This window comes from Methylobacterium thuringiense, assembly GCF_022179645.1.
Classification (GTDB): domain Bacteria; phylum Pseudomonadota; class Alphaproteobacteria; order Rhizobiales; family Beijerinckiaceae; genus Methylobacterium; species Methylobacterium thuringiense.
Genome location: NZ_BPRA01000006.1, coordinates 1 through 17,199 on the forward strand (window position 1 = coordinate 1; position 17,199 = coordinate 17,199).

Here is a 17,199-nt window from a genome sequence, read left to right on the forward strand (position 1 = left end):
GGCCCGATCGGGCCCCTTCATCGTTCAAGCTGCCGGCCGCCACTGGCCTGGTTTTACTCCGCCACAGCGGCCTGGAATTGGTCCGCCCTTTACAAGAGCCGGACAGCGAGAACGCCGAAGATGCTCGCGCCGAAGCAGAAAGCGCCGCTCTGCGAGCCGTGGACGCCGCGGCAACCCTGCAGGCCGCGATACTCGGGTAGCGCGTAGCGGGCGGTAGCGCGGTCGATCGCTGTTCGCTTCTCGGTTTGACCCTTAGTGGAAGTCCGGGATGTCCGGTTTTGGGCAGGGGCTAAGTAGCTTGCGGCTTCGAGCTTGGCTGAGAGATGCAGGTTCGAACAGGACGGGATCTACTCCCTCCAGCAACAGGTCGACGATTTCGAGACCGCAACCTTGCCAAGGTTGGGGTCGAGGGTTCGAATCCCTTCGCCCGCTCCAGTTTCTCTTTTGAGACGAACGATTTAGAGGCCACCTCCGGGTGGCCTTCGTCGTTTTCGTTGCTTGCGGAAGCAGATCGGAAGCAGTCGATGACGTGGCCGCTATCGATCGACGACAACGTGCCCTCACTGCACTCCGCACTCGAGACGTAGGATCACGGCATGCCGATCAGAGCGCTCAACGACCGCAAGAAGCTGTCGAGCGATTTCAACGAGGCCAACGATGCCTTCATCGACGAGGTGTTGGGCGCGCTTCAGGCCGGCCGGATCCCCGTCGACCTTGCCCGTGCCTACCTCGCGCATCCCGTCGCGATGATGCACTCGGAGGGCGCCCAGGCCGTCGCCGGCTATTTCGACCGGATGCTGGCGCAGCGCCCGAACATCGATTGGACGCCGGGGGAGTAGGTGCTGGGTGGGCCTACAGGGGGCGCTAAGTCTCACATCTGCCGCCACCGCCCCGGTCGAGCACCTGAAGGCGAAGGGAAATTTGAAGTGAGCAACGTTCGATTGGTCACCGCGACCGCCCTGTTGTTGATCGGCCTGCCGATCGGTGAGGCCACGACTGCTTCAGCGGGTCCGGCTCAGTCTTACCAGTTCCGTGAGAAGCGTTTCAGCAACACCTGTCGCCCACCACTGAAGTTTGCCGCTGGTGCTTGCGTGCGCAGGTGCCCAGCCGGCTTCCAGGACAACGGCGGTTACTGCCGTCAGCGTTCGATGCGGTATTAATCTAGGGGGCCATTTTCCGTCTCACCGCCCCTCCGCCCTATTCAAACCGCAGCGCCGCGATCCGCTCTGTCTGCTTCGCGGAGGCGGCGAGTTTGGTGTCGCGTATTACCGGCTAGACTCGGACCATGGCGTGGGCGGCCAAGACGATTTGGCTTTCGGCGGAGGTGGCGGCAGTGGCATCCAGTGGGTCGCGCCCAGCAGGATGAGCGTTCCGCTGTCCATCTCCCAAAAGACCTCTCCCGGGCGATTGATGTAGCGGCCGATGCCGTTCACTTTCTCGCCGCTCGCGACAAGAACGCGAGTGCCGTCCCTAGGCGCGGTCTTGATCGGCTGCCAGATGCCGAATGCTGGCGCTTCGGTCATGAGGAGGGTTCCAGGGCCGCGGGCGGCTCAGGCAGGTCGCGCCAGTGCGTCGGACGGTTGTCTTCGATAACAACGACCTCGCGGTTCGCCAAGGAGACGCTCAATCGCATCCGCGCCTTGCTGCTACCCAAAGAGTCGATCAGTGGGTTTGTGAAGATGGCCGTTGAAGCTGTGGTGGGCAAGCGAGAGCGCGCCGCCCGCAAGCCGAAGGACTGACGCCTCGTGAGCATCTACTGCTTTTTCAAGGATTTCGGCGGCCCGCTTGCAACGGTTATCGGCACTATAGCGGCCGTGACTGTTACGAGTATTTTCGCTCACAGTCAGGCCACAACGGCCGAAGCTCAGGCGCGGACGGCAAGCAACAAGCTAAAATTTGATTTATTTAATCTGCGCTTTGCGGCCTATTCTTCAGCTTAAAAGGTATCTCAGGCGGCGCTCTATCAGCCGCCTTTCGATGAGGATACGTGGAGAAGCTGGCGCCAAGCGTCAATAGCGATTGAAGAGAGTGAATTCTTTTTCAACAAGGACAATCATCAACGCCTCAAGAAAATTCTCGGTTTGCCCAACAACTTGATTGCAATGGACGAAGCTCACAAACGGCGCAATGCGAATTACCCAGGATTTGATAAATCTATTGAAGAGCTAGACCGTATCCGAAGCGATTTGCTTTCTTTGACGGCGTCTATGCCTCATGAATTCTCCGACGACCTCAGCCTCGCTTTCCCTGCGGAGGCCATCAAGTCCTAGCCCGATTGACTCTTCGTTAACTCCCCTCCGCCTATCAAACCTCAAGCGAGGACAGCCTCCCGCTCTCACTTTAGCCCCGCAGCTTCACGGCTCGCGGGGTTTTTCGTGCTCGGGCTGATTTGGTGCAACGGGGGCTTCGGCCTCGCGCGCCAGCCGAGCTGCTTTCAATCGCACGGTGGTCTCGTCGCGACGCTTCTGCTCATCGCCGACTTCGGCCCAAACCTCGTCGGCGGATTTCTGGCGGTCAGCTCGCTTGGCAAGCTTGGTATCGAATCGATCCAGATGCCTGCGGGGGTCCAGCGCCATTGGTCGTCCTACGGGTTCAACGCGCCGCTTCGTACCTCACATTGGAATAGAAGGCGCAGCGTCAATTTCGCCCGCCTTTCCGCAGATCCACGCATCAATCCAACCCTATGAAGGAAATGCATCCAGGGTGCTCAGTGTCGGATATCGCACCGAGATGCCGGTGCGCGCAAAAGGCAGGCAGAGATAGCGTGCATATGCATTAGCAATGGTGGCCAATCTTCAGCCGGGGCGGCGAGCCGTACGGCTGGATGAACAGGCTGTCTGCCGTGCCCCATTACTTTTTCGATATTCATGACGGCATTCACGTCATTGACGAGATTGGCCAGGATCTTCCTGGCCTAGAAGCCGCCAAGGCAGAGGCCATAAGAGTTGCCGGGGGCTTCGCGACGAGGCCGGCCATGATGGGCGGGGATGGCGGCGCGTTGATCGTCGTTATCCGCGATGGTCCGGACTCGGTAGTGGTGAACGTGCGCCTGGTGTTCAATATCGAACAGCCGCCGAAGCAGCGTGAGCGAGTGCCGGTTACGCCGGCCGCATAGGTCTCCCGTAAGCAGCCGATGAGGCGACTAATGTCCGCATCGTATGAGGAGCCTTGGCGACCAGCGAACTACCGGGCGGTGCTATTGCGGGCGGATGGTTCGGTCGTTTTTACCAGCAATTTGAATGCTGCCGACGACGACGAAGCCCTCGGCTTTGCGCAGGCTATGGTGGATGGGCATGCCGTCGAGCTGTGGGATGGCCTGCGCTTCATCGAGCATTTCCCTTCAATCGACTGAAGCTGGCTGCACAATACCGTTGCACCGGCCTTATGGAGCAAATGCACCAAGGGCCGGACGTCTGATGCGCGATGGGCTATGGTCCGTACTCCAACTGCATTGCGCGCAATCTAACGGCAGGGCATAGCGCTCTCGCATGCTCAAGCTTTGTGAGGTGCTGATTCGCCGAACAGGTTTACGCCATGCCGCAGCAGACTGAGATCGAATACGGCCCATTGCCGGGCAGCAATAGCGCCGAGCGCCCGAGCTACCGGGTCGTGCTTTTTGATCGGAATGGTCGAGTGCATTCGATCACTCCACTGCTGGTGACTGAAGACGCTTCGGCTAAAATGTCTGCTTGCCGTATGGCTAATGGATTAAGCGCCGAACTCTGGGACGGCCTTCGCTACATCGATCGATACGACGGCACGGAATAAGCTCACCCTGCCTGCACCGGCCCATGCAGAGTCTGCCGGTTAGGTTGTGCGTCGGGTCAGTCGGCTACCTCACAGAAACTTCACAGCACGTACGCGATTGTATCGCGATGCCACGCTATTTTCTGCACATCCGCGAAGGGGCGGAGCTGATAGAGGACGCGGAAGGAATGGAGCTTCCAAGCCTCGAAGCCGCCAGGGCAGAGGCGCTTGAAAGCGCACGCTGCATCCTGGCTGATAGGGTACGTAACGGGCGACCGATCGGCCGTGGGACGGTAGAGGTCACTGACGAAACGGGAGCGGTGCTCGCCTATCTTCCCTTGCGTGCCGCGCTGGATCTGTCGTGAGCGCCTAGGCCGGCAGGGCCGAGACTCGACGTGGATTTACTTGCTATTTTTTGCCACCACTAATGCCACTGCTACCATAATTTGGTATGCCGCGAACATCTTTATTATTTGTCGACCGCGGGATCGGTGCATTACGCTGTGCAGCTATTCCAGTTGCTAAGGGCAACGCAGCAGTTGCAAAATCTAGCAATCCTTTAACTCCCGAAGCAGCCGCGCCCAAGGTATCAGCTTCATCCGAAACTGATGTTGTACTTTGGATAGGCTCGGATTGAGTTGAGGGTAGCAGCGTTCCGTCACGCCGTATTCCTTGCCCGCTATCCGAACTCATATAGCTATCGTAAGCGTCCTGATCACTGCGATTCACGCGAGAAGGCTTGCTGGGAAGCACAGGTGCGGCTGCCGCTCTCCTTCGCGAACGCACTGGCTCGTCACTTTCGGTGCGACCATAATTATAACTGGCTACAGCAGTGCTCTGACCATCGTCATCGTCTGGAACCTCGAAGCTATAGCTCGACTCGCATTTGTAGGATCTATCTTCTTGCTTATAGCAATTTTGTTCTATATTTCTTAAATCAACGCCTTTAGGCGCCTGCCTTTTAGCCAAGTTATATGCAATAATCTTTGCTTTAGGCTCAATTACCGACTCTCCTTGTGAGTTGATCACCCGCTCAAATGCAGCGGATGGACCAGCCATGGCGACTAGGAGATAAGCAAAGCCGCTAAATATTACTGAACATCGAATTTTTAACATATCGAGTTTCCTGGCTCTCTCATAATCTAATGGAGAAACGAAGCCTTTCGACTTCAATTGCTGTCGTCGACCCTAGAACCAGCTTTACAAATTAGTGTTTGATTGCGGCAGCGAAGGAAAATTTATATCGCTACAGCGACTGGTATTGGTCATAACTTATACAAAATCTCACCGTCGAATCTGTGATCAAAGAGACACGCTCGGCAGCAGAATGAGTTTGTGCACCCGCGCCTAAGACTTGGGTCTGGCTCTAATTCCAATGCCGGCGACGGCGTTCACAAGCTCATGTCACCGCATCAGGAGGCGAGTGACCTCGACGCAGCCGTGCGCTTCGCCCTCAACTGGGCTAAGGACCGTCGCAGCATCGAGGGCGATCCGTCCGATCGCTCGCCCTGGCCGCTCGACATCGTCCAGAGCCAGAAGCCTTTCTATCCTCAGCCGGAGGTCGCGCTCTACCATCTCGATGACGTTCAGCCAGACGAATGGGCGAAGAGCTAAGCGATGCCCTGGTGGGCGTAGTCGCCTGGGATGGCGCATCTGGTTTGACACCAGGTGGTCGTAAAGTTCGAATTCCGGGTGGGGGATTCGAACCGATGGAGCTGGATGAACAATGGCTGCACTGACACCCGATCGCGAACTTCAGTTCTCTCCCCTTGGCGGCCGTGTGACCCAACAAGGCATCACGGTCATCGTCTTTATCTACCGATTTGCTGATGCTCCGAACGATCCGTGGCAGCTTGAGGTCGTCGACCACGACGGCGGCTCAACGGTCTGGGATGAGACTTTCACGACCGACGACGACGCTCTCGCCGCTTTCGCCCAGGCTGCTCAAGTGAATGGCATCGGTGCATTTGCCGAGTTGGAAGCCGATAAGAAGCACTAGCTGGCTCACCGAGCACGTGAAGGCGAAAGGCTATCTAAAATGAAGCGCATGCTGGTCGGCCTGATACTCGGCTTCATCCTCGTGCCGGCGATCGGCCACGCTGATCCGGCGCAAGACGAGAAGAGAGACGAGAAGGTTGTGGGTCTCGCCCGCGTTGTCTGCGCCCAGGCCGGCATCGTCCTTCACTGCGGCAAGCTCTACACGCTGGACGATCGGCTTTCCGAGGGGTTGGCGCGGACCGCCCGCCAAACACTCGATCGAGCGCTTGGGCCACAGCCGGCGGCCAATCTCATCAGTGACGAAAGCGATCGGGTGTCACGCGAGATCGCGGATGTGGGCGAGGATCAATGGTGCGCCGATCAGCGCGACATCTTGAACGCCGACGGTGCGAAGGTATTCGTAGATTGAAACTATCAGCTGATGAGACCGCCGGTTAAGAGCGTGTCGCCACCGTGAAGGCCCCGAGGGGGCAAACTGAGGAACGTGTTTTGGCTGACAACCAGAGCAAAGAGCGAATGACGGCCGAGGCAGCATTCGCCAAAACGCAGGGTCGTGCCGGCGGCCGCGCCGCCGAGCCAACGGCCAGCCCCGCGGATCAGAATACGGCTCGTCTTAAAGCTGCACGCCTCGAACGAGATGCCTCGAACGAGCACCTGAAGGCGAAGGGCTATCTGAAGTAGGCCGCGCTCGGCCGCAGCCCCGAGCTATCGCGAGCCCGACCGACGACATGCAACCACATTGACGCCAGCGGGCCGTAAGGTCGGCAAGGCTCTATCATTGAGCTGCACTAGTAAGCCTGTACCAGTGAGCCGTGCGAAAGAGCGTGCTAATGCACCCACTGGCAAAGGGCCGACAGAAATAAAAAGCACGGGGGTAGCGCCATGCCTCGATATTTTTTTGAGTATTACAACGATCGCGCTGTGGAATTTGACGAGACCGGCAGCGAATGCGCGGATCGCTATGAGATCGAACAAACTGCCAAGCAACGATTGCTGGGGTTCCTCGCAAGGCATTCCGGCAAGCCGACACCGTTTTGCATAGCGGTCTTTGCCGCTTGCGGCACCGTCGTGATGACAGCGACTGGCATGGCTCCAGACGAGTTGCGCGAGTTCTGGCGCTAGGCGTTTCTCGATTGCGGTAAAATCCGGACGCACCAGTTGATTGCCGTCAAACTGATGGCAAACTCACCCGCGATCAAACGGCGGGTTCGATCTGGCTTACGCATCGAAGTTGAAGGGCAGCCGCGATGTGGCGGCGCGATGGATCGTATTGTCGGCGCGGCTGCAAGTCCGATTCCCAACGCACGCGAACGGCTCCTTTAAGCCACCCGTGGGCGCTCATGATGATTCCGCCATTCTCTTCATAAACAACAACGGTAGAGGGAAGACTTTCTGCGCCGCGAACTGCCTGTCTCGTACAGGCTTCTTCGATTAGCATGAGAGCATGCCGCTCAATCTCGGAGCGGTCTTTGCACTCCAAATCTTCATCTTCCCACTCGGCATCATCGCCTTCATTCACATCGAATATATATCTATACATAATTAAGTTCACCTAAAATGACAAATTACGGCGCGGCTTGCACATGAGCATTTCGGATTAATGAATCCACAGCGGATAGTGATTTTCAAGGGCCAAAAATACCATAAGTAGTTCAATTTCCCGGGAAACTTAGATGTGAGCCATCAAACGAGATTAGATCGGACTGCTGTATAATAGCGGATGTTTTGCCGGCGTCTTTCCGAGACCGCCGAATATGTCCCCTTCAATGCTAGGTGGGCGCCCGTGCCTGTCAGACATTCGGTCGGACTGCATTGTCTCAGGCTCACGCCGACGATTTCCGCGCCGCTCCGCGGCAACGCGAGCTTGAAGCAGCGCCTCACAGCGCACGAGCCATACCAACCGATAGGTAGACGTCACGAAACCAAACAGTCTAAGAGAAATGTCGCATACCCGACTGTTGTGCGATCTTGCATCCGGAAGACGGTCCCATGCCTCGCTACTTTTTCGATGTGAACGACGGCGCTGAACTGCAGGACGACGTTGGGCGGGTCTTAGAAAGCGGCGCACCCCTTCGAGCTGAAGCTATCCGCACTGTCGCGCTGCTTTTGGCCGCCGAAGCCGACAACGCCAAAGACACCGCATTGGTCCTTAGCGTGCGGGACGCAAATGGCGCTATTCCGCTGAAGGTGCGGATGGCCTGTCATGTTGAGGAAACTTAGCGCTTGTTTTCATCAGTTCTATCAGAGTCATTTCCAGCAAAGTCCTAAGGCGAAAGCTGCCACGATGCCCCAAGGCATCTTTAGCTTGCTGGATTAGTTCTCCTATTTTCTGAGCGTCTGCCTGCTCACTCGACATTTCCAGCCCCGCCAGCGCTCATAAGATGACCACCCGTGAAACGGGCTGAATCATTACGGTCGAGGCGGGGAAAAGTTTCTAGATTTTGGAATAATCAGCCTGCGTCAGAATCGTAGGTCGAATGAATGCTTAATATGTCTCCCTACTAGTAGGTCGACTAAGACCTACTACCGTGTAGAGTTGGGCTATGTCCGAGGCTCGGGGTATTCCACCCAACGGTATGGAGTAGGAGCTTTTTAACTTGAGAGAATTTGCTACCTAATACCGTTCTGGCGGAATTGGGTAGTAAACTCAACTAGGGTAGGAGGCGAGACAGCAGAATCCCATAGCCTTCCGTGACAATTGCACCAAGGCTTCGCAATTTGAGCTAGCCGCCCTAATTCAGTAGTATTGCTGGCCGTATCCCAGGCGCTCGCGACAAGAGACAGATGTGCTCCCGCCTGAAGACCGGATTCGCGCATTGCCTCACTATTATTTTGACATCCACGACGGCATTCACATTACCGACAGCCTGGGCCAGACGTTGCCCGACCTTGAGGCGGCCAAGACAGAAGCAACGCGGATTGCCAGCGGTTTCGCAGCACGCACCGCAATGCTCGGCAGTGATGGCGGCGCGCTTAACGTTATCACTTGGACCGCGCCCGGCGTAGTTGTGATGAAGGTCCGGCTCGTTTTCAACATAGAGATACCACGATAGCCGATTGATCGGCGCGCAGAGTATCCGAACGAAAGAGCCCCGCGAGCGAAGACCGCTGCGGTGCAATGGTGCCTTGAGAGACGCGGCAAATTGCCAAGCCTTGGACGCATGCCATGCAAGACAGCCATGCGCGAAACTAATATGGATTAATGGAGTTGGCCGACCGTGCAGGTCTACGCGCCTGAAGGTTCAGAGCCATGGTGTAACGATGCCGCGCTACTTCTTCGACGTGAACGACGGCACCGAGCATCGCGATGAAATCGGACGCGAACTGAAAGGCTGCGCGGACATGAAATCTGAAGCCCTGCGCGTCATTGCGGCGCTCTTGGCCGCGGAAGCCGAGGATGCCAAAGACGCAATGCTCGTCTTGAGTGTCCGCATTGCGACTGGCGCTATCACTTTGAAGGTTCGGATGGCGTGTCAAGTTGAAGAGATTTAATTACTTCTCTCTGTAGCTCTATAAGAATCATTTCGATCAAGACATGAAGGCGGAAACTACCGCCTTCACCAAGGCAGTTTCTTGCTTGCTGGATAAGGAACAGCGTTTCTTCAGCATCGTTTGGTGGCACTGGCATATATGCCTCGCTGATCCAGCTAACTGTTACCCACCAGGGTCTGCAAAGTCCTTATGGGCCAAAGTGGCAAAAAAGTTGCCATTTTTCTGGAACGGCAACGAGTTTTGTATGGCAGCCGACGGTTCGCAAATACGTTGCTAGCTCGGACGATCCGTGTTGGTTCTGGCGCTAGGCGTTTATCGCGTGCAGCGTCTGCCGGTTAGGTTGGGCGTCGGGTCGGTCGGCTATCTCACAGAAACCTCACAGCCCGTTCGCGATTGTATCGCGATGTCACGCTATTTTTTGCACATCCGCGAAGGGGCGGAGCCGATAGAGGACGCGGACGGGATCGAATTGCCGGACCTCAATGCTGCAAGGGCAGAGGCCCTAGAAGGCGCACGCTGCATCCTGGCTGACAGAGTTCGCAACGGGCGCCCGATTGGACGCTGAACGGTAGAGGTCACCGACGAAACGGGAGCGGTGCTCGCCTATCTTCCGCTGCGCGCTGCGCTGGATCTGACGTGAGCGCCTAGGCCGGCAGTGCTGTGAGATGCCCGACGGCCGTCTTGGTCAAAGATGACTGAGATACCCGAGTTACTCGCAAAGGTCAGCCAGTCTGAAGGGACGACGAGTAGAGTGACTGCAGGAGCGCGGCTCCCAACCGCGGGCCCAAAGGACGCGGACGCTACCAGTGGCCCAGCCATGGGCGCTCATGACGATCTCGCCGTCCTCTTCGTAGACAACGACAGTTGACGGGAGACTTCCGCTACCGCGAGCGGCCTGCCGTGCGCCGGCCTCCTCAATCAGTCTCCGGGCATGTTGCTCAATATCGGCCCGACTGCCGCATTCGAAGTCTTCGTCATTCCACTCGGAAGAGTCGCCTTCGTTCACGTCAAAAATGTATCGAGGCATGGACGTTTCCGCAGCAGTAGCTGAAAAATGATGCAATTTCACCCACCGAAATCTGAATTTCTTTTCTGAAAGATGCCCGATGTTATTAAAAGATTGGTAAGCAAACAAATTGGGAAAAATACCGAAGGTAAAGTCACCCTCCTAACTTCCAAGTGAGATCAAGTCGGCCTATTGTGTAGATGTCGACGATTCGCCGCCGACCTTCCGCGCCCGCTATACCTGACCCCCTCATGGTAGAGGCGGGCGCGGACTGCAGCCCTCGTACCTTGGCTGGTAAGCAACTTCTAGGCTTACGAACCGGCGCTGAGCCACATTACCGGGGCGATGCAAGTCGCCTGCTGCCGCACAAAATTTTAACTGGCCGCCAGCGCTCATGTCGGGGCGTTTTCTGCATGCTTGCAGCCCGCCGCGCCGACGCCGTCAGTCACTCGTTTCCAGTCCAGACAGCAGCTATCCCAGGCTGTCCCTGTTTGGAGATGTGTATGTTCACGCACGTCATGATCGGCAGCAACGACCTGGAGCAGGCCAAAGGATTCTACGACGCCACGTTTGTCGCGCTGGGAGGCGATCCCGGCGTGATGGATGCTCGCGGTCGGCTGATCTATGCCCACGAGGGCGGACGGCTGATGATCACGAAGCCGATAGACGGGAATCCAGCCACTGCAGCGAACGGTGGGACGATTGGCATTGTCGCTGCAAGCCGCGACCATGTTCTTGCGTGGCACATGGCCGGCACCAAGCATGGTGGTACAGCGATTGAGAGCCCGCCCGCAGAGCGCCCAAATCGATCTTTCGTCGCTTACCTTCGCGATCCCGATGGAAACAAGCTCACTGCACGGACCTTGCCCACGAAGTGACGCGAGCCTCCGTCCCGCGCGGAGCCGGTCATGCTCGCACGGTGCTACGGTTCCGTAGCGTCTGCAGAGCGGTATCAATCTCTGATGGGGTAACGATCGCAGATCGCCTCATCAGCCCTCCGGTCGGGCTGGACTGAAGCCTTCTCGCTTTGCGGCTCGACGATGCCCGGCTGGGCGTCGAACTGCTGTCTTGTCCGATCCGGCCGCTGCCATGCAGGTTGGGATCTCGCTCTCGATAGTCGATGTGACGCAGAGCCGGTTGGCGCAGCACCATGTCACCCCTTCGATCCGATCTAGCACCGGACCCGAGCGGCATCGGCAGTCATTGCCGTGTGAGCGATCTGGCTCACGGAAGACGTCACGATGGATGGGTCTGCAACGATCGCTGATGGCATGCTCGGCCGCCCGCACGTTCGAGTTGAGGGGCGTTCCAAGGTCACGGGAACGGCAGTCTATTCCTCCGATACCCGCGAAGGGCCCGTGGCTCACGCCGCGCTCGTCACCAGTGCCATCGCGAAGGGACGCATCTCCGGTTTCGACCTCACTGCGGCTGAGAGCGTCCCAGGCGTTCTTGGCATCTTCACACATCGCGACTTCGCCGGGGCCGTCGCTCCTGTGGCGCACCTCATGGACGGCGGCTACGCCAACAGTTCGCATCGACCGCTGTCGTCGGACCGCGTCGCCTATGCCGGTCAGATCGTGGCGCTTGTCATCGGGCGGACGCTTGAGGTTGCCGAACAGGCCGCTGCACTGGTTGCTGTGAGCTATGCGGCCGAGCCGGCGTCCGGGACCTTCGATGATCCCGGCGCCGAGACCGTGCGGCTCGCCGATCTCAAACAGCATCACGAGGAGGTATCAGTCGGCGATCCCGAGGCGGCCTGGACAGCAGCAGCTGCACAGGTTGCAGCGCGCTACGAGACCCCGATCCAGCATCACAACCCGATCGAGTTGTTCACCACCCGCTGCGCCTGGGATGGCGAGAGGCTGACCGTGCATGAACCGACCCGCTACATCGGCGCCGTCCAGCACGGGCTCGCCGCACAGCTCGGCATGGACCCAATGAACATTCGGGTGGTCTCGGGTCTGATCGGTGGGCACTTCGGATCGAAGTTTGCCCTGTCTCAGCACACCGCTCTGGTCGCGCTCGCGGCGAAGCGCCTGGGCCGCGCGGTCTCGCTGGTGCCGACGCGTCGCCAATGCTTCACCATCGCGAACTACCGACCGGAATCGCGCCACGACATCCGGCTGGCCGCCGACCGCGACGGGCGGTTCACGGCCCTCGTCCATGAGGCGGAGGTCGTAACGTCGCGCTTCGACCCTTTCATGATGGAGGGGACGGATGTCACAGCCAGCCTTTATGCCTGCCCGGCGATCCGCACCGAGGAGCGGGCGGTCCGGGTCGATCGCAACACCCCAGGTCCGATGCGAGCGCCACCGGAGGTGCCCTACCTGTTCGCCCTCGAATCCGCCGTCGACGAGATGGCGTTGCTGCTTGGCGTCGATCCGATCGAACTGCGCCGACGCAACGACACGGCTCGAGACCCGGTGACGGACAAGCCGTTTTCGAGCCGGCCGCTAATGGCCTGCTTCGATGCGGGTGCAGCCGCCTTCGGCTGGGAACGTCGCTCGATAGAGCCCAGGTCGCTACGCGATGGGCCCTGGCAAGTCGGTCTCGGCTGCGCATCGTCCGTGCGGCCGGTGAAGTCCGCCGCGGCGACAATGCGGCTGCGATTGCTCCCGGACGGCTCCGTGGAGGTTGCGACCGCCCATCACGAGATCGGCAACGGCATCACCACGCTGCTCGCCATGGGCGTCAGCGAATGGCTGGGCGTGCCGGTCGGGCGCGTAAGGGTGCTGCTCGGCGATAGCGATCTGCCGCCGTCGAGCCTCTCGGGGGGATCCAGCACCACAACGAGCTTGATGAGCACGCTAGCGCTCGGCTGTGATCAGCTCCGGACTAGGCTCGCGCAGGCGGCGACCGCTACGGGATGGTCGTTCGAAGGCTACGATCCGAACGGCCTGCGGGTCTCTGAAGGCCGGCTGCTGGCAGAAGATGGCCGCGCCGTGCCGCTCGGCGAAGCGGCTGCCCTGGTCGGACCTGCCGGTGCAGAGACCCTCGCCGAGTTCGTGCCGGCTGGCGCACCGGAGAAGGCGCTCGAATCGTTGCGCGCCGGGCGAATCGGCCTGTCCCTCGGCGGCGATGCCCTGTCCTGGGGCTTCGGGGCACAGTTCGCGGAGGTGCACGTCCATGGCGAGACCGGCGAGATCCGGGTCGCGCGTCTGACAGGGGCTTTTGCAGCAGGTCGGGTTCTCAACCCGCTCACCGCTAGAAGTCAGCTCGTCGGCGGCATGATCTGGGGGCTCGGCTCGGCGTTGCTCGAGGAGACCGTCCTTGACGGCGCGACCTACCGGAACGCGGACCTTGCCGAGTATCTCGTTCCCACTTCGGCGGACGTCGAGGCGGTCGAGGCCGTGCTCGTGCCGGACCCAGACGAGATCGTGAACCCGCTCGGCGTGAAGGGCCTCGGCGAGCTCGGCATCATCGGGGTCAACGCAGCCATCGCCAATGCCGTGCATCATGCCACCGGGCGCCGCATTCGCAGCCTTCCGATCCGGGTCGAGGATATGATCTAACAACCTACTGCTTTGCTCGACGGCGCCCGTCATCCGACGGCCATGCACCGGCCCTTCGTCGCCTCAGTGTTCCTCAGCGCATCGGCGAAGGCGGGTGCGGCACTCACGGCACCCGGCTTGTTCGAACCTCGGACCAGCGGCTGCGGTTGTGCAGCCATGTCCGATCAAACCCCCACGTCCGCCTCCGACCAGATCATCGATGCGCGTCGCCGCGAGATGGCGATCGAGCATCTGCTGTTCGGCACGATCCGATTTGTTGCGCAGCGCCACCCCGATCTGCTGGATGATCTCGACGGCAGCCTCGACCACCTCTGGGACAAGGCCCACGGCGAGGAGAAGGACGACGAGGCGGTGCGGGACATCGCTCGGCGCTTCCTCGGGAGCCTGCGGGCCGAACGCTAACATGGGCCGGCCGAGCCGGGCGATCGGGGCGCAATGCGAAGCAGCCAGACGACATGAGCGCACGCAGGGTGCTGGTGGTCGGCGCGTCCCGTGGCCTCGGCCTCGGGCTCGTCGCCAGGTTTCTCGAACGCGACTGGGACGTCACCGCCACCGTGCGCCGACCGTCCGCTGCCCTGGCGAATTTAGCTGCCAGGGGGCGTCTACGGATCGAGGCGGGGGTGGACATCGACGACGACGAGGCCGTGACGGCACTGCGGGTGGCCCTCGCGGATGCGCCGGACTTCGATATCGTCTTCGTTGTGGCAGGGGTCGCCACGCAAGCCGGCACACCGGTCACCGCCCTACCGCGCGCGGTAGCCGGCGCGATGTTCCAGACGAACGCCATCAGCCCGATCCGTTTCGCCGAAGCGTTTCAGAAACGCGTCGCACCCGGTGGGCTCATCGTCCTGATGACATCGAAGCTCGGCTCAGTGTCGCTGAACCGCGGCGGCGGTTGGGGCGGCTACCGAGCGAGCAAGGCGGCACTCAACACCGTTGCCCGCTCGTTCGTGGGCCAGCATCCGAAAGCGCACTGGGGTGTCCTGCTGATGCATCCCGGATGGGTTCGCACGGATCTCGGTGGCCGACGGGCGACACTCGACGTCGAGACCAGCGCTCGGGGCATCGTCGCCGTTCTGGAAGGCCACCTTGGGCAGTCCGGATGTGTCTTTCTCGACTACGCGGGACAGCCGGTTCCTTGGTAAGCCGAGGACCCGAGACCGGATGCACCTGCTTCGTCTTCGTCATTCGTTGGCTATGTTGCTCCTCGCCCTCGCGCTGTGTCTGCCCTGCTGCATCTTGCTTCTGACGGCTCTGCTACGGTTCCGGTAGGCCCAGGATCACACGATGCTCACCCTCTCCTCGATCCTCGCGCGCAGTATCCTGATGATTGCAGCCGTTGGCGGTCTCACGGTCCTTGCAGACGGAGCTGTGCGGTCTCAGCTCGAGCGGGCCGTGCGAGGCAATATGATGTCCACGGAGCCCAGTCCGGTGCCGGTGCACGTCGTTCGGCGGGACGACCACTACGTCATAAAGGGTCTCGACCGCGCCCGTCTCAACGCCACCGTGTTGATGGTCGGAGTCGAGGCAGCGGAGTAGTCGCGTAGGGGGCAGCGAACTCGACGGGTTTCAGGCCCTGCCGTTTGGCCTCAACTTCACGTAGATCGGGTAATCGGCAGGGTCCATTTCTTCGTGCCTCACAGCATTGCCAGCGCCTCGCGCCGTTCCTTCTTGGTCAGCAATGCCTCGCAGGTCCGAAGCCGATCGCGAGCGACATCAGGCGCTCTGGCGGCCCAGTCGATTCCGTAGCGCCGCGTGAGCGCCCGGTAGACGAAAGCGGCCTTCTCCTTCGTGTCAATCACGTCGGTGTTCACCGCGTTCAGTGCAGGAGCGAGTTTGTCGATCACGATCTCACCACTCTCTCAAAAGGACCCAGTGGCTATAGCTTGGCATCCTGCTGCCAGCTTTGAGAACTCCCACATGTCGACAGTGGCCGCCATGCTCGACTGTCGTGTCAGTCATCCTAAGGTTTATCGCGTTTGAACGCCCCACAAACCCTTCCGCCCCGCGTAAGCCTGAGCCCGGCCGAGATCCGTTCGATCCTGTTCGGCTTGATCGCGGCGATGCTGCTCGCGGCCCTCGACCAGACGATCGTCGCCACGGCCATGCCGACCATCGGGCGGGAACTCGGTGACGCAGAGAACCTGCCCTGGATCGTGACCGCCTATTTGCTGGCGTCGACGGCCGTGACGCCCCTCTACGGCAAGCTGAGCGACATTCACGGGCGACGCGTCATGCTGCTGATCGCCATCGCGATCTTCAGCATCGGTTCGCTAGCCTGCGCGCTTGCCCCGACGATGGTGACCCTAGCGCTGGCTCGAGGCCTCCAGGGCGCCGGCGGCGGTGGCCTGATCGCCCTGGCCCAGACCATCCTGGCCGACATTCTCTCGCCGAAGGAGCGGGCGCGCTATCAGGTCTATGTGGCGAGCGTCTTCGTGGTCTCGTCGCTCGCCGGTCCCCTGCTTGGCGGCTTCCTCGCCCAGCACCTGCACTGGTCCGCGATTTTCTGGATCAATCTGCCGATCGGCGTCGTCGCCTACCTTCTCACCAATTCGAAGCTGAAGCTTCTGCCCCGCAACGAGCGCCAGCATCGGTTGGACTATCTGGGAGCCGTCCTGCTCGTGCTGGGATCGAGCGGTCTGATGCTGGCATTGAACTGGGGCGGCGTGCGCTATCCCTGGGTTTCGGCGCCCGTCCTGGGATTGCTCGTGCTGTCCGCGCTCATCAGCGCCGGCTTCGTGGTGCGCCTGCTCACGGTCTCGGAGCCGTTGATCCCTCTGGACGTGTTGAAGGACCAGGTGGTCTACAGCGCGACGCTCAGTGCCTGCTTTGCGATGGGAACGCTGATCGGGCTCACGATCTATGTGCCGATCTTCCTCGAGGGTGTGATCGGGCTCAACCCGAGCCAGTCCGGCATGGCGATGGTGCCGCTCATGGTCGGCACGGTGATCGGCGCCACGCTGTCGAGCCGATCGATGATGTATTTCAAGCACTACAAGCGCGCGCCCCTCGCGATGATGGCGACGAGCCTCGCCTGCTGCATGATCATCGCGGCTCAAGGGGACAGGCTGCCGCTCTGGCTCATGGAAGGGCTGTTCGTACTCCTGTCCATCGGTATCGGCACGGTTCTGCCGCTCTCGACCATCGCCATCCAGAACACCGTGGAGCGTCATCAGCTCGGTATCGCCACCGCAGCGATGAACTTCTTCCGGTCGCTGGGGGGCGCGCTGATCGTCGCCGTCTTCGGCACGATCGTGCTTGGCAGCACAATGGGAGGCGACGTCGGGGCGGGGCACGACATCGGGAGCCTGATACACGGCACGAACGCCGCCCTCCTCGCCGGAGCCTTCCGCTGGGTATTTCTGGCAGCGAGCGTCGGCCTCCTTCTGGCCCTCGGCTTTCTCGCTGCGATGGAAGAGCGTCCCCTGCAGTCCTCACTTTGAG

28 protein-coding genes are annotated in these 17,199 nt (G+C 60.1%); 23 read left to right on the forward strand and 5 right to left on the reverse strand.

The annotated features are described in order from the left end of the window. The 4 genes from MFF07_RS06550 to MFF07_RS06565 all read left to right on the forward strand — a co-directional run. A partial coding sequence (locus MFF07_RS06550) for a hypothetical protein (protein WP_238231170.1) occupies positions 1-200 on the forward strand: 200 nt, incomplete at its 5' end. 396 nt (positions 201-596) lie between these two features. After that, a complete protein-coding gene (locus MFF07_RS06555) occupies positions 597-839 on the forward strand; it encodes a hypothetical protein (protein WP_147817660.1) in 243 nt (80 codons plus the stop codon). Positions 840-941: 102 nt separating this feature from the next. After that, positions 942-1,160 (forward strand): hypothetical protein, encoded by a 219-nt coding sequence (locus tag MFF07_RS06560; protein ID WP_147817664.1) that lies wholly within the window; start codon positions 942-944, stop codon positions 1,158-1,160. A 585-nt stretch (positions 1,161-1,745) separates the two neighbouring features. Then, a complete protein-coding gene (locus tag MFF07_RS06565; protein ID WP_147817659.1) occupies positions 1,746-1,940 on the forward strand; it encodes a hypothetical protein in 195 nt (64 codons plus the stop codon). Between the two features lie 414 nt (positions 1,941-2,354). Here MFF07_RS06565 and MFF07_RS06570 read toward each other — a convergent pair whose 3' ends face one another. Beyond that, positions 2,355-2,576 carry a hypothetical protein gene (locus MFF07_RS06570; RefSeq protein WP_147817658.1) on the reverse strand — a complete coding sequence of 74 codons (222 nt, stop codon included), beginning with the start codon at positions 2,574-2,576 and terminating at the stop codon, positions 2,355-2,357. Between the two features lie 248 nt (positions 2,577-2,824). Here MFF07_RS06570 and MFF07_RS06575 point away from each other — a divergent pair, with 248 nt between their 5' ends. The 4 genes from MFF07_RS06575 (at position 2,825) to MFF07_RS06590 (ending at position 4,112) form a co-directional block, all read left to right on the forward strand. Continuing rightward, positions 2,825-3,115 carry a DUF6894 family protein gene (locus MFF07_RS06575; RefSeq protein ID WP_147817657.1) on the forward strand — a complete coding sequence of 97 codons (291 nt, stop codon included), beginning with the start codon at positions 2,825-2,827 and terminating at the stop codon, positions 3,113-3,115. 30 nt (positions 3,116-3,145) lie between these two features. Then, on the forward strand, positions 3,146-3,352 hold the full coding sequence (locus MFF07_RS06580) for a hypothetical protein (RefSeq protein WP_147817656.1): 207 nt from the start codon (positions 3,146-3,148) through the stop codon (positions 3,350-3,352). 182 nt (positions 3,353-3,534) lie between these two features. Then, positions 3,535-3,768 (forward strand): hypothetical protein, encoded by a 234-nt coding sequence (locus tag MFF07_RS06585; protein ID WP_147817655.1) that lies wholly within the window; start codon positions 3,535-3,537, stop codon positions 3,766-3,768. A 107-nt stretch (positions 3,769-3,875) separates the two neighbouring features. Then, complete coding sequence (locus MFF07_RS06590; protein WP_147817654.1) at positions 3,876-4,112, forward strand: DUF6894 family protein; 237 nt, start codon at positions 3,876-3,878, stop codon at positions 4,110-4,112. A 43-nt stretch (positions 4,113-4,155) separates the two neighbouring features. On the opposite strand, the gene MFF07_RS06595 is transcribed toward MFF07_RS06590, so the two are convergent. Next, complete coding sequence (locus MFF07_RS06595) at positions 4,156-4,920, reverse strand: hypothetical protein (RefSeq protein WP_238231172.1); 765 nt, start codon at positions 4,918-4,920, stop codon at positions 4,156-4,158. Between the two features lie 228 nt (positions 4,921-5,148). Between MFF07_RS06595 and MFF07_RS06600 the strand changes: the two genes are divergently transcribed. From MFF07_RS06600 to MFF07_RS06620, 5 genes are all read left to right on the forward strand, one after another. Next, positions 5,149-5,361: a hypothetical protein gene (locus tag MFF07_RS06600; protein WP_147817652.1), complete on the forward strand. Its 213-nt coding sequence runs from the start codon at positions 5,149-5,151 to the stop codon at positions 5,359-5,361. Between the two features lie 112 nt (positions 5,362-5,473). Next, positions 5,474-5,746 (forward strand): hypothetical protein, encoded by a 273-nt coding sequence (locus tag MFF07_RS06605; protein ID WP_238231174.1) that lies wholly within the window; start codon positions 5,474-5,476, stop codon positions 5,744-5,746. A gap of 39 nt (positions 5,747-5,785) precedes the next feature. Beyond that, complete coding sequence (locus MFF07_RS06610) at positions 5,786-6,154, forward strand: hypothetical protein (protein ID WP_147817650.1); 369 nt, start codon at positions 5,786-5,788, stop codon at positions 6,152-6,154. A gap of 80 nt (positions 6,155-6,234) precedes the next feature. Then, positions 6,235-6,426, forward strand: coding sequence for a hypothetical protein (locus MFF07_RS06615; protein ID WP_147817649.1), 192 nt, complete (start codon positions 6,235-6,237; stop codon positions 6,424-6,426). Positions 6,427-6,627: 201 nt separating this feature from the next. After that, positions 6,628-6,867, forward strand: coding sequence for a DUF6894 family protein (locus MFF07_RS06620; protein ID WP_187272545.1), 240 nt, complete (start codon positions 6,628-6,630; stop codon positions 6,865-6,867). A gap of 73 nt (positions 6,868-6,940) precedes the next feature. Here MFF07_RS06620 and MFF07_RS06625 read toward each other — a convergent pair whose 3' ends face one another. Then, complete coding sequence (locus MFF07_RS06625; protein ID WP_373322261.1) at positions 6,941-7,285, reverse strand: DUF6894 family protein; 345 nt, start codon at positions 7,283-7,285, stop codon at positions 6,941-6,943. Between the two features lie 449 nt (positions 7,286-7,734). On the opposite strand from MFF07_RS06625, the gene MFF07_RS06630 reads away from it, so the two are divergent. The 4 genes from MFF07_RS06630 (at position 7,735) to MFF07_RS22660 (ending at position 9,802) form a co-directional block, all read left to right on the forward strand. Then, positions 7,735-7,965: a DUF6894 family protein gene (locus tag MFF07_RS06630; RefSeq protein WP_147817646.1), complete on the forward strand. Its 231-nt coding sequence runs from the start codon at positions 7,735-7,737 to the stop codon at positions 7,963-7,965. 566 nt (positions 7,966-8,531) lie between these two features. Next, positions 8,532-8,798 (forward strand): DUF6894 family protein, encoded by a 267-nt coding sequence (locus tag MFF07_RS06635; RefSeq protein WP_147817645.1) that lies wholly within the window; start codon positions 8,532-8,534, stop codon positions 8,796-8,798. 208 nt (positions 8,799-9,006) lie between these two features. Beyond that, positions 9,007-9,237, forward strand: coding sequence for a DUF6894 family protein (locus MFF07_RS06640; RefSeq protein ID WP_147817644.1), 231 nt, complete (start codon positions 9,007-9,009; stop codon positions 9,235-9,237). Between the two features lie 403 nt (positions 9,238-9,640). Beyond that, the gene (locus MFF07_RS22660; protein WP_373322281.1) at positions 9,641-9,802 is read left to right on the forward strand and encodes a DUF6894 family protein; all 162 of its coding nucleotides are present in this window, start codon (positions 9,641-9,643) and stop codon (positions 9,800-9,802) included. Between the two features lie 144 nt (positions 9,803-9,946). On the opposite strand, the gene MFF07_RS22665 is transcribed toward MFF07_RS22660, so the two are convergent. Then, positions 9,947-10,264, reverse strand: coding sequence for a DUF6894 family protein (locus tag MFF07_RS22665; RefSeq protein ID WP_373322262.1), 318 nt, complete (start codon positions 10,262-10,264; stop codon positions 9,947-9,949). Positions 10,265-10,746: 482 nt separating this feature from the next. Between MFF07_RS22665 and MFF07_RS06645 the strand changes: the two genes are divergently transcribed. The 5 genes from MFF07_RS06645 (at position 10,747) to MFF07_RS06665 (ending at position 15,294) form a co-directional block, all read left to right on the forward strand. Then, positions 10,747-11,121 (forward strand): VOC family protein, encoded by a 375-nt coding sequence (locus MFF07_RS06645; RefSeq protein WP_147817643.1) that lies wholly within the window; start codon positions 10,747-10,749, stop codon positions 11,119-11,121. Between the two features lie 393 nt (positions 11,122-11,514). Next, positions 11,515-13,755: a xanthine dehydrogenase family protein molybdopterin-binding subunit gene (locus MFF07_RS06650; protein ID WP_283206813.1), complete on the forward strand. Its 2,241-nt coding sequence runs from the start codon at positions 11,515-11,517 to the stop codon at positions 13,753-13,755. A gap of 12 nt (positions 13,756-13,767) precedes the next feature. After that, positions 13,768-14,157: a hypothetical protein gene (locus tag MFF07_RS06655; protein ID WP_238231178.1), complete on the forward strand. Its 390-nt coding sequence runs from the start codon at positions 13,768-13,770 to the stop codon at positions 14,155-14,157. Positions 14,158-14,210: 53 nt separating this feature from the next. Then, positions 14,211-14,900 (forward strand): SDR family NAD(P)-dependent oxidoreductase, encoded by a 690-nt coding sequence (locus tag MFF07_RS06660; protein ID WP_147817641.1) that lies wholly within the window; start codon positions 14,211-14,213, stop codon positions 14,898-14,900. Positions 14,901-15,042: 142 nt separating this feature from the next. Continuing rightward, on the forward strand, positions 15,043-15,294 hold the full coding sequence (locus MFF07_RS06665) for a hypothetical protein (RefSeq protein WP_147817640.1): 252 nt from the start codon (positions 15,043-15,045) through the stop codon (positions 15,292-15,294). 98 nt (positions 15,295-15,392) lie between these two features. On the opposite strand, the gene MFF07_RS06670 is transcribed toward MFF07_RS06665, so the two are convergent. Continuing rightward, a complete protein-coding gene (locus MFF07_RS06670) occupies positions 15,393-15,602 on the reverse strand; it encodes a hypothetical protein (protein ID WP_147817639.1) in 210 nt (69 codons plus the stop codon). Between the two features lie 132 nt (positions 15,603-15,734). Between MFF07_RS06670 and MFF07_RS06675 the strand changes: the two genes are divergently transcribed. Continuing rightward, positions 15,735-17,198, forward strand: a complete 1,464-nt coding sequence (locus MFF07_RS06675) for an MDR family MFS transporter (RefSeq protein ID WP_238231180.1) — start codon at positions 15,735-15,737, stop codon at positions 17,196-17,198. Position 17,199: the final 1 nt, after the last annotated feature.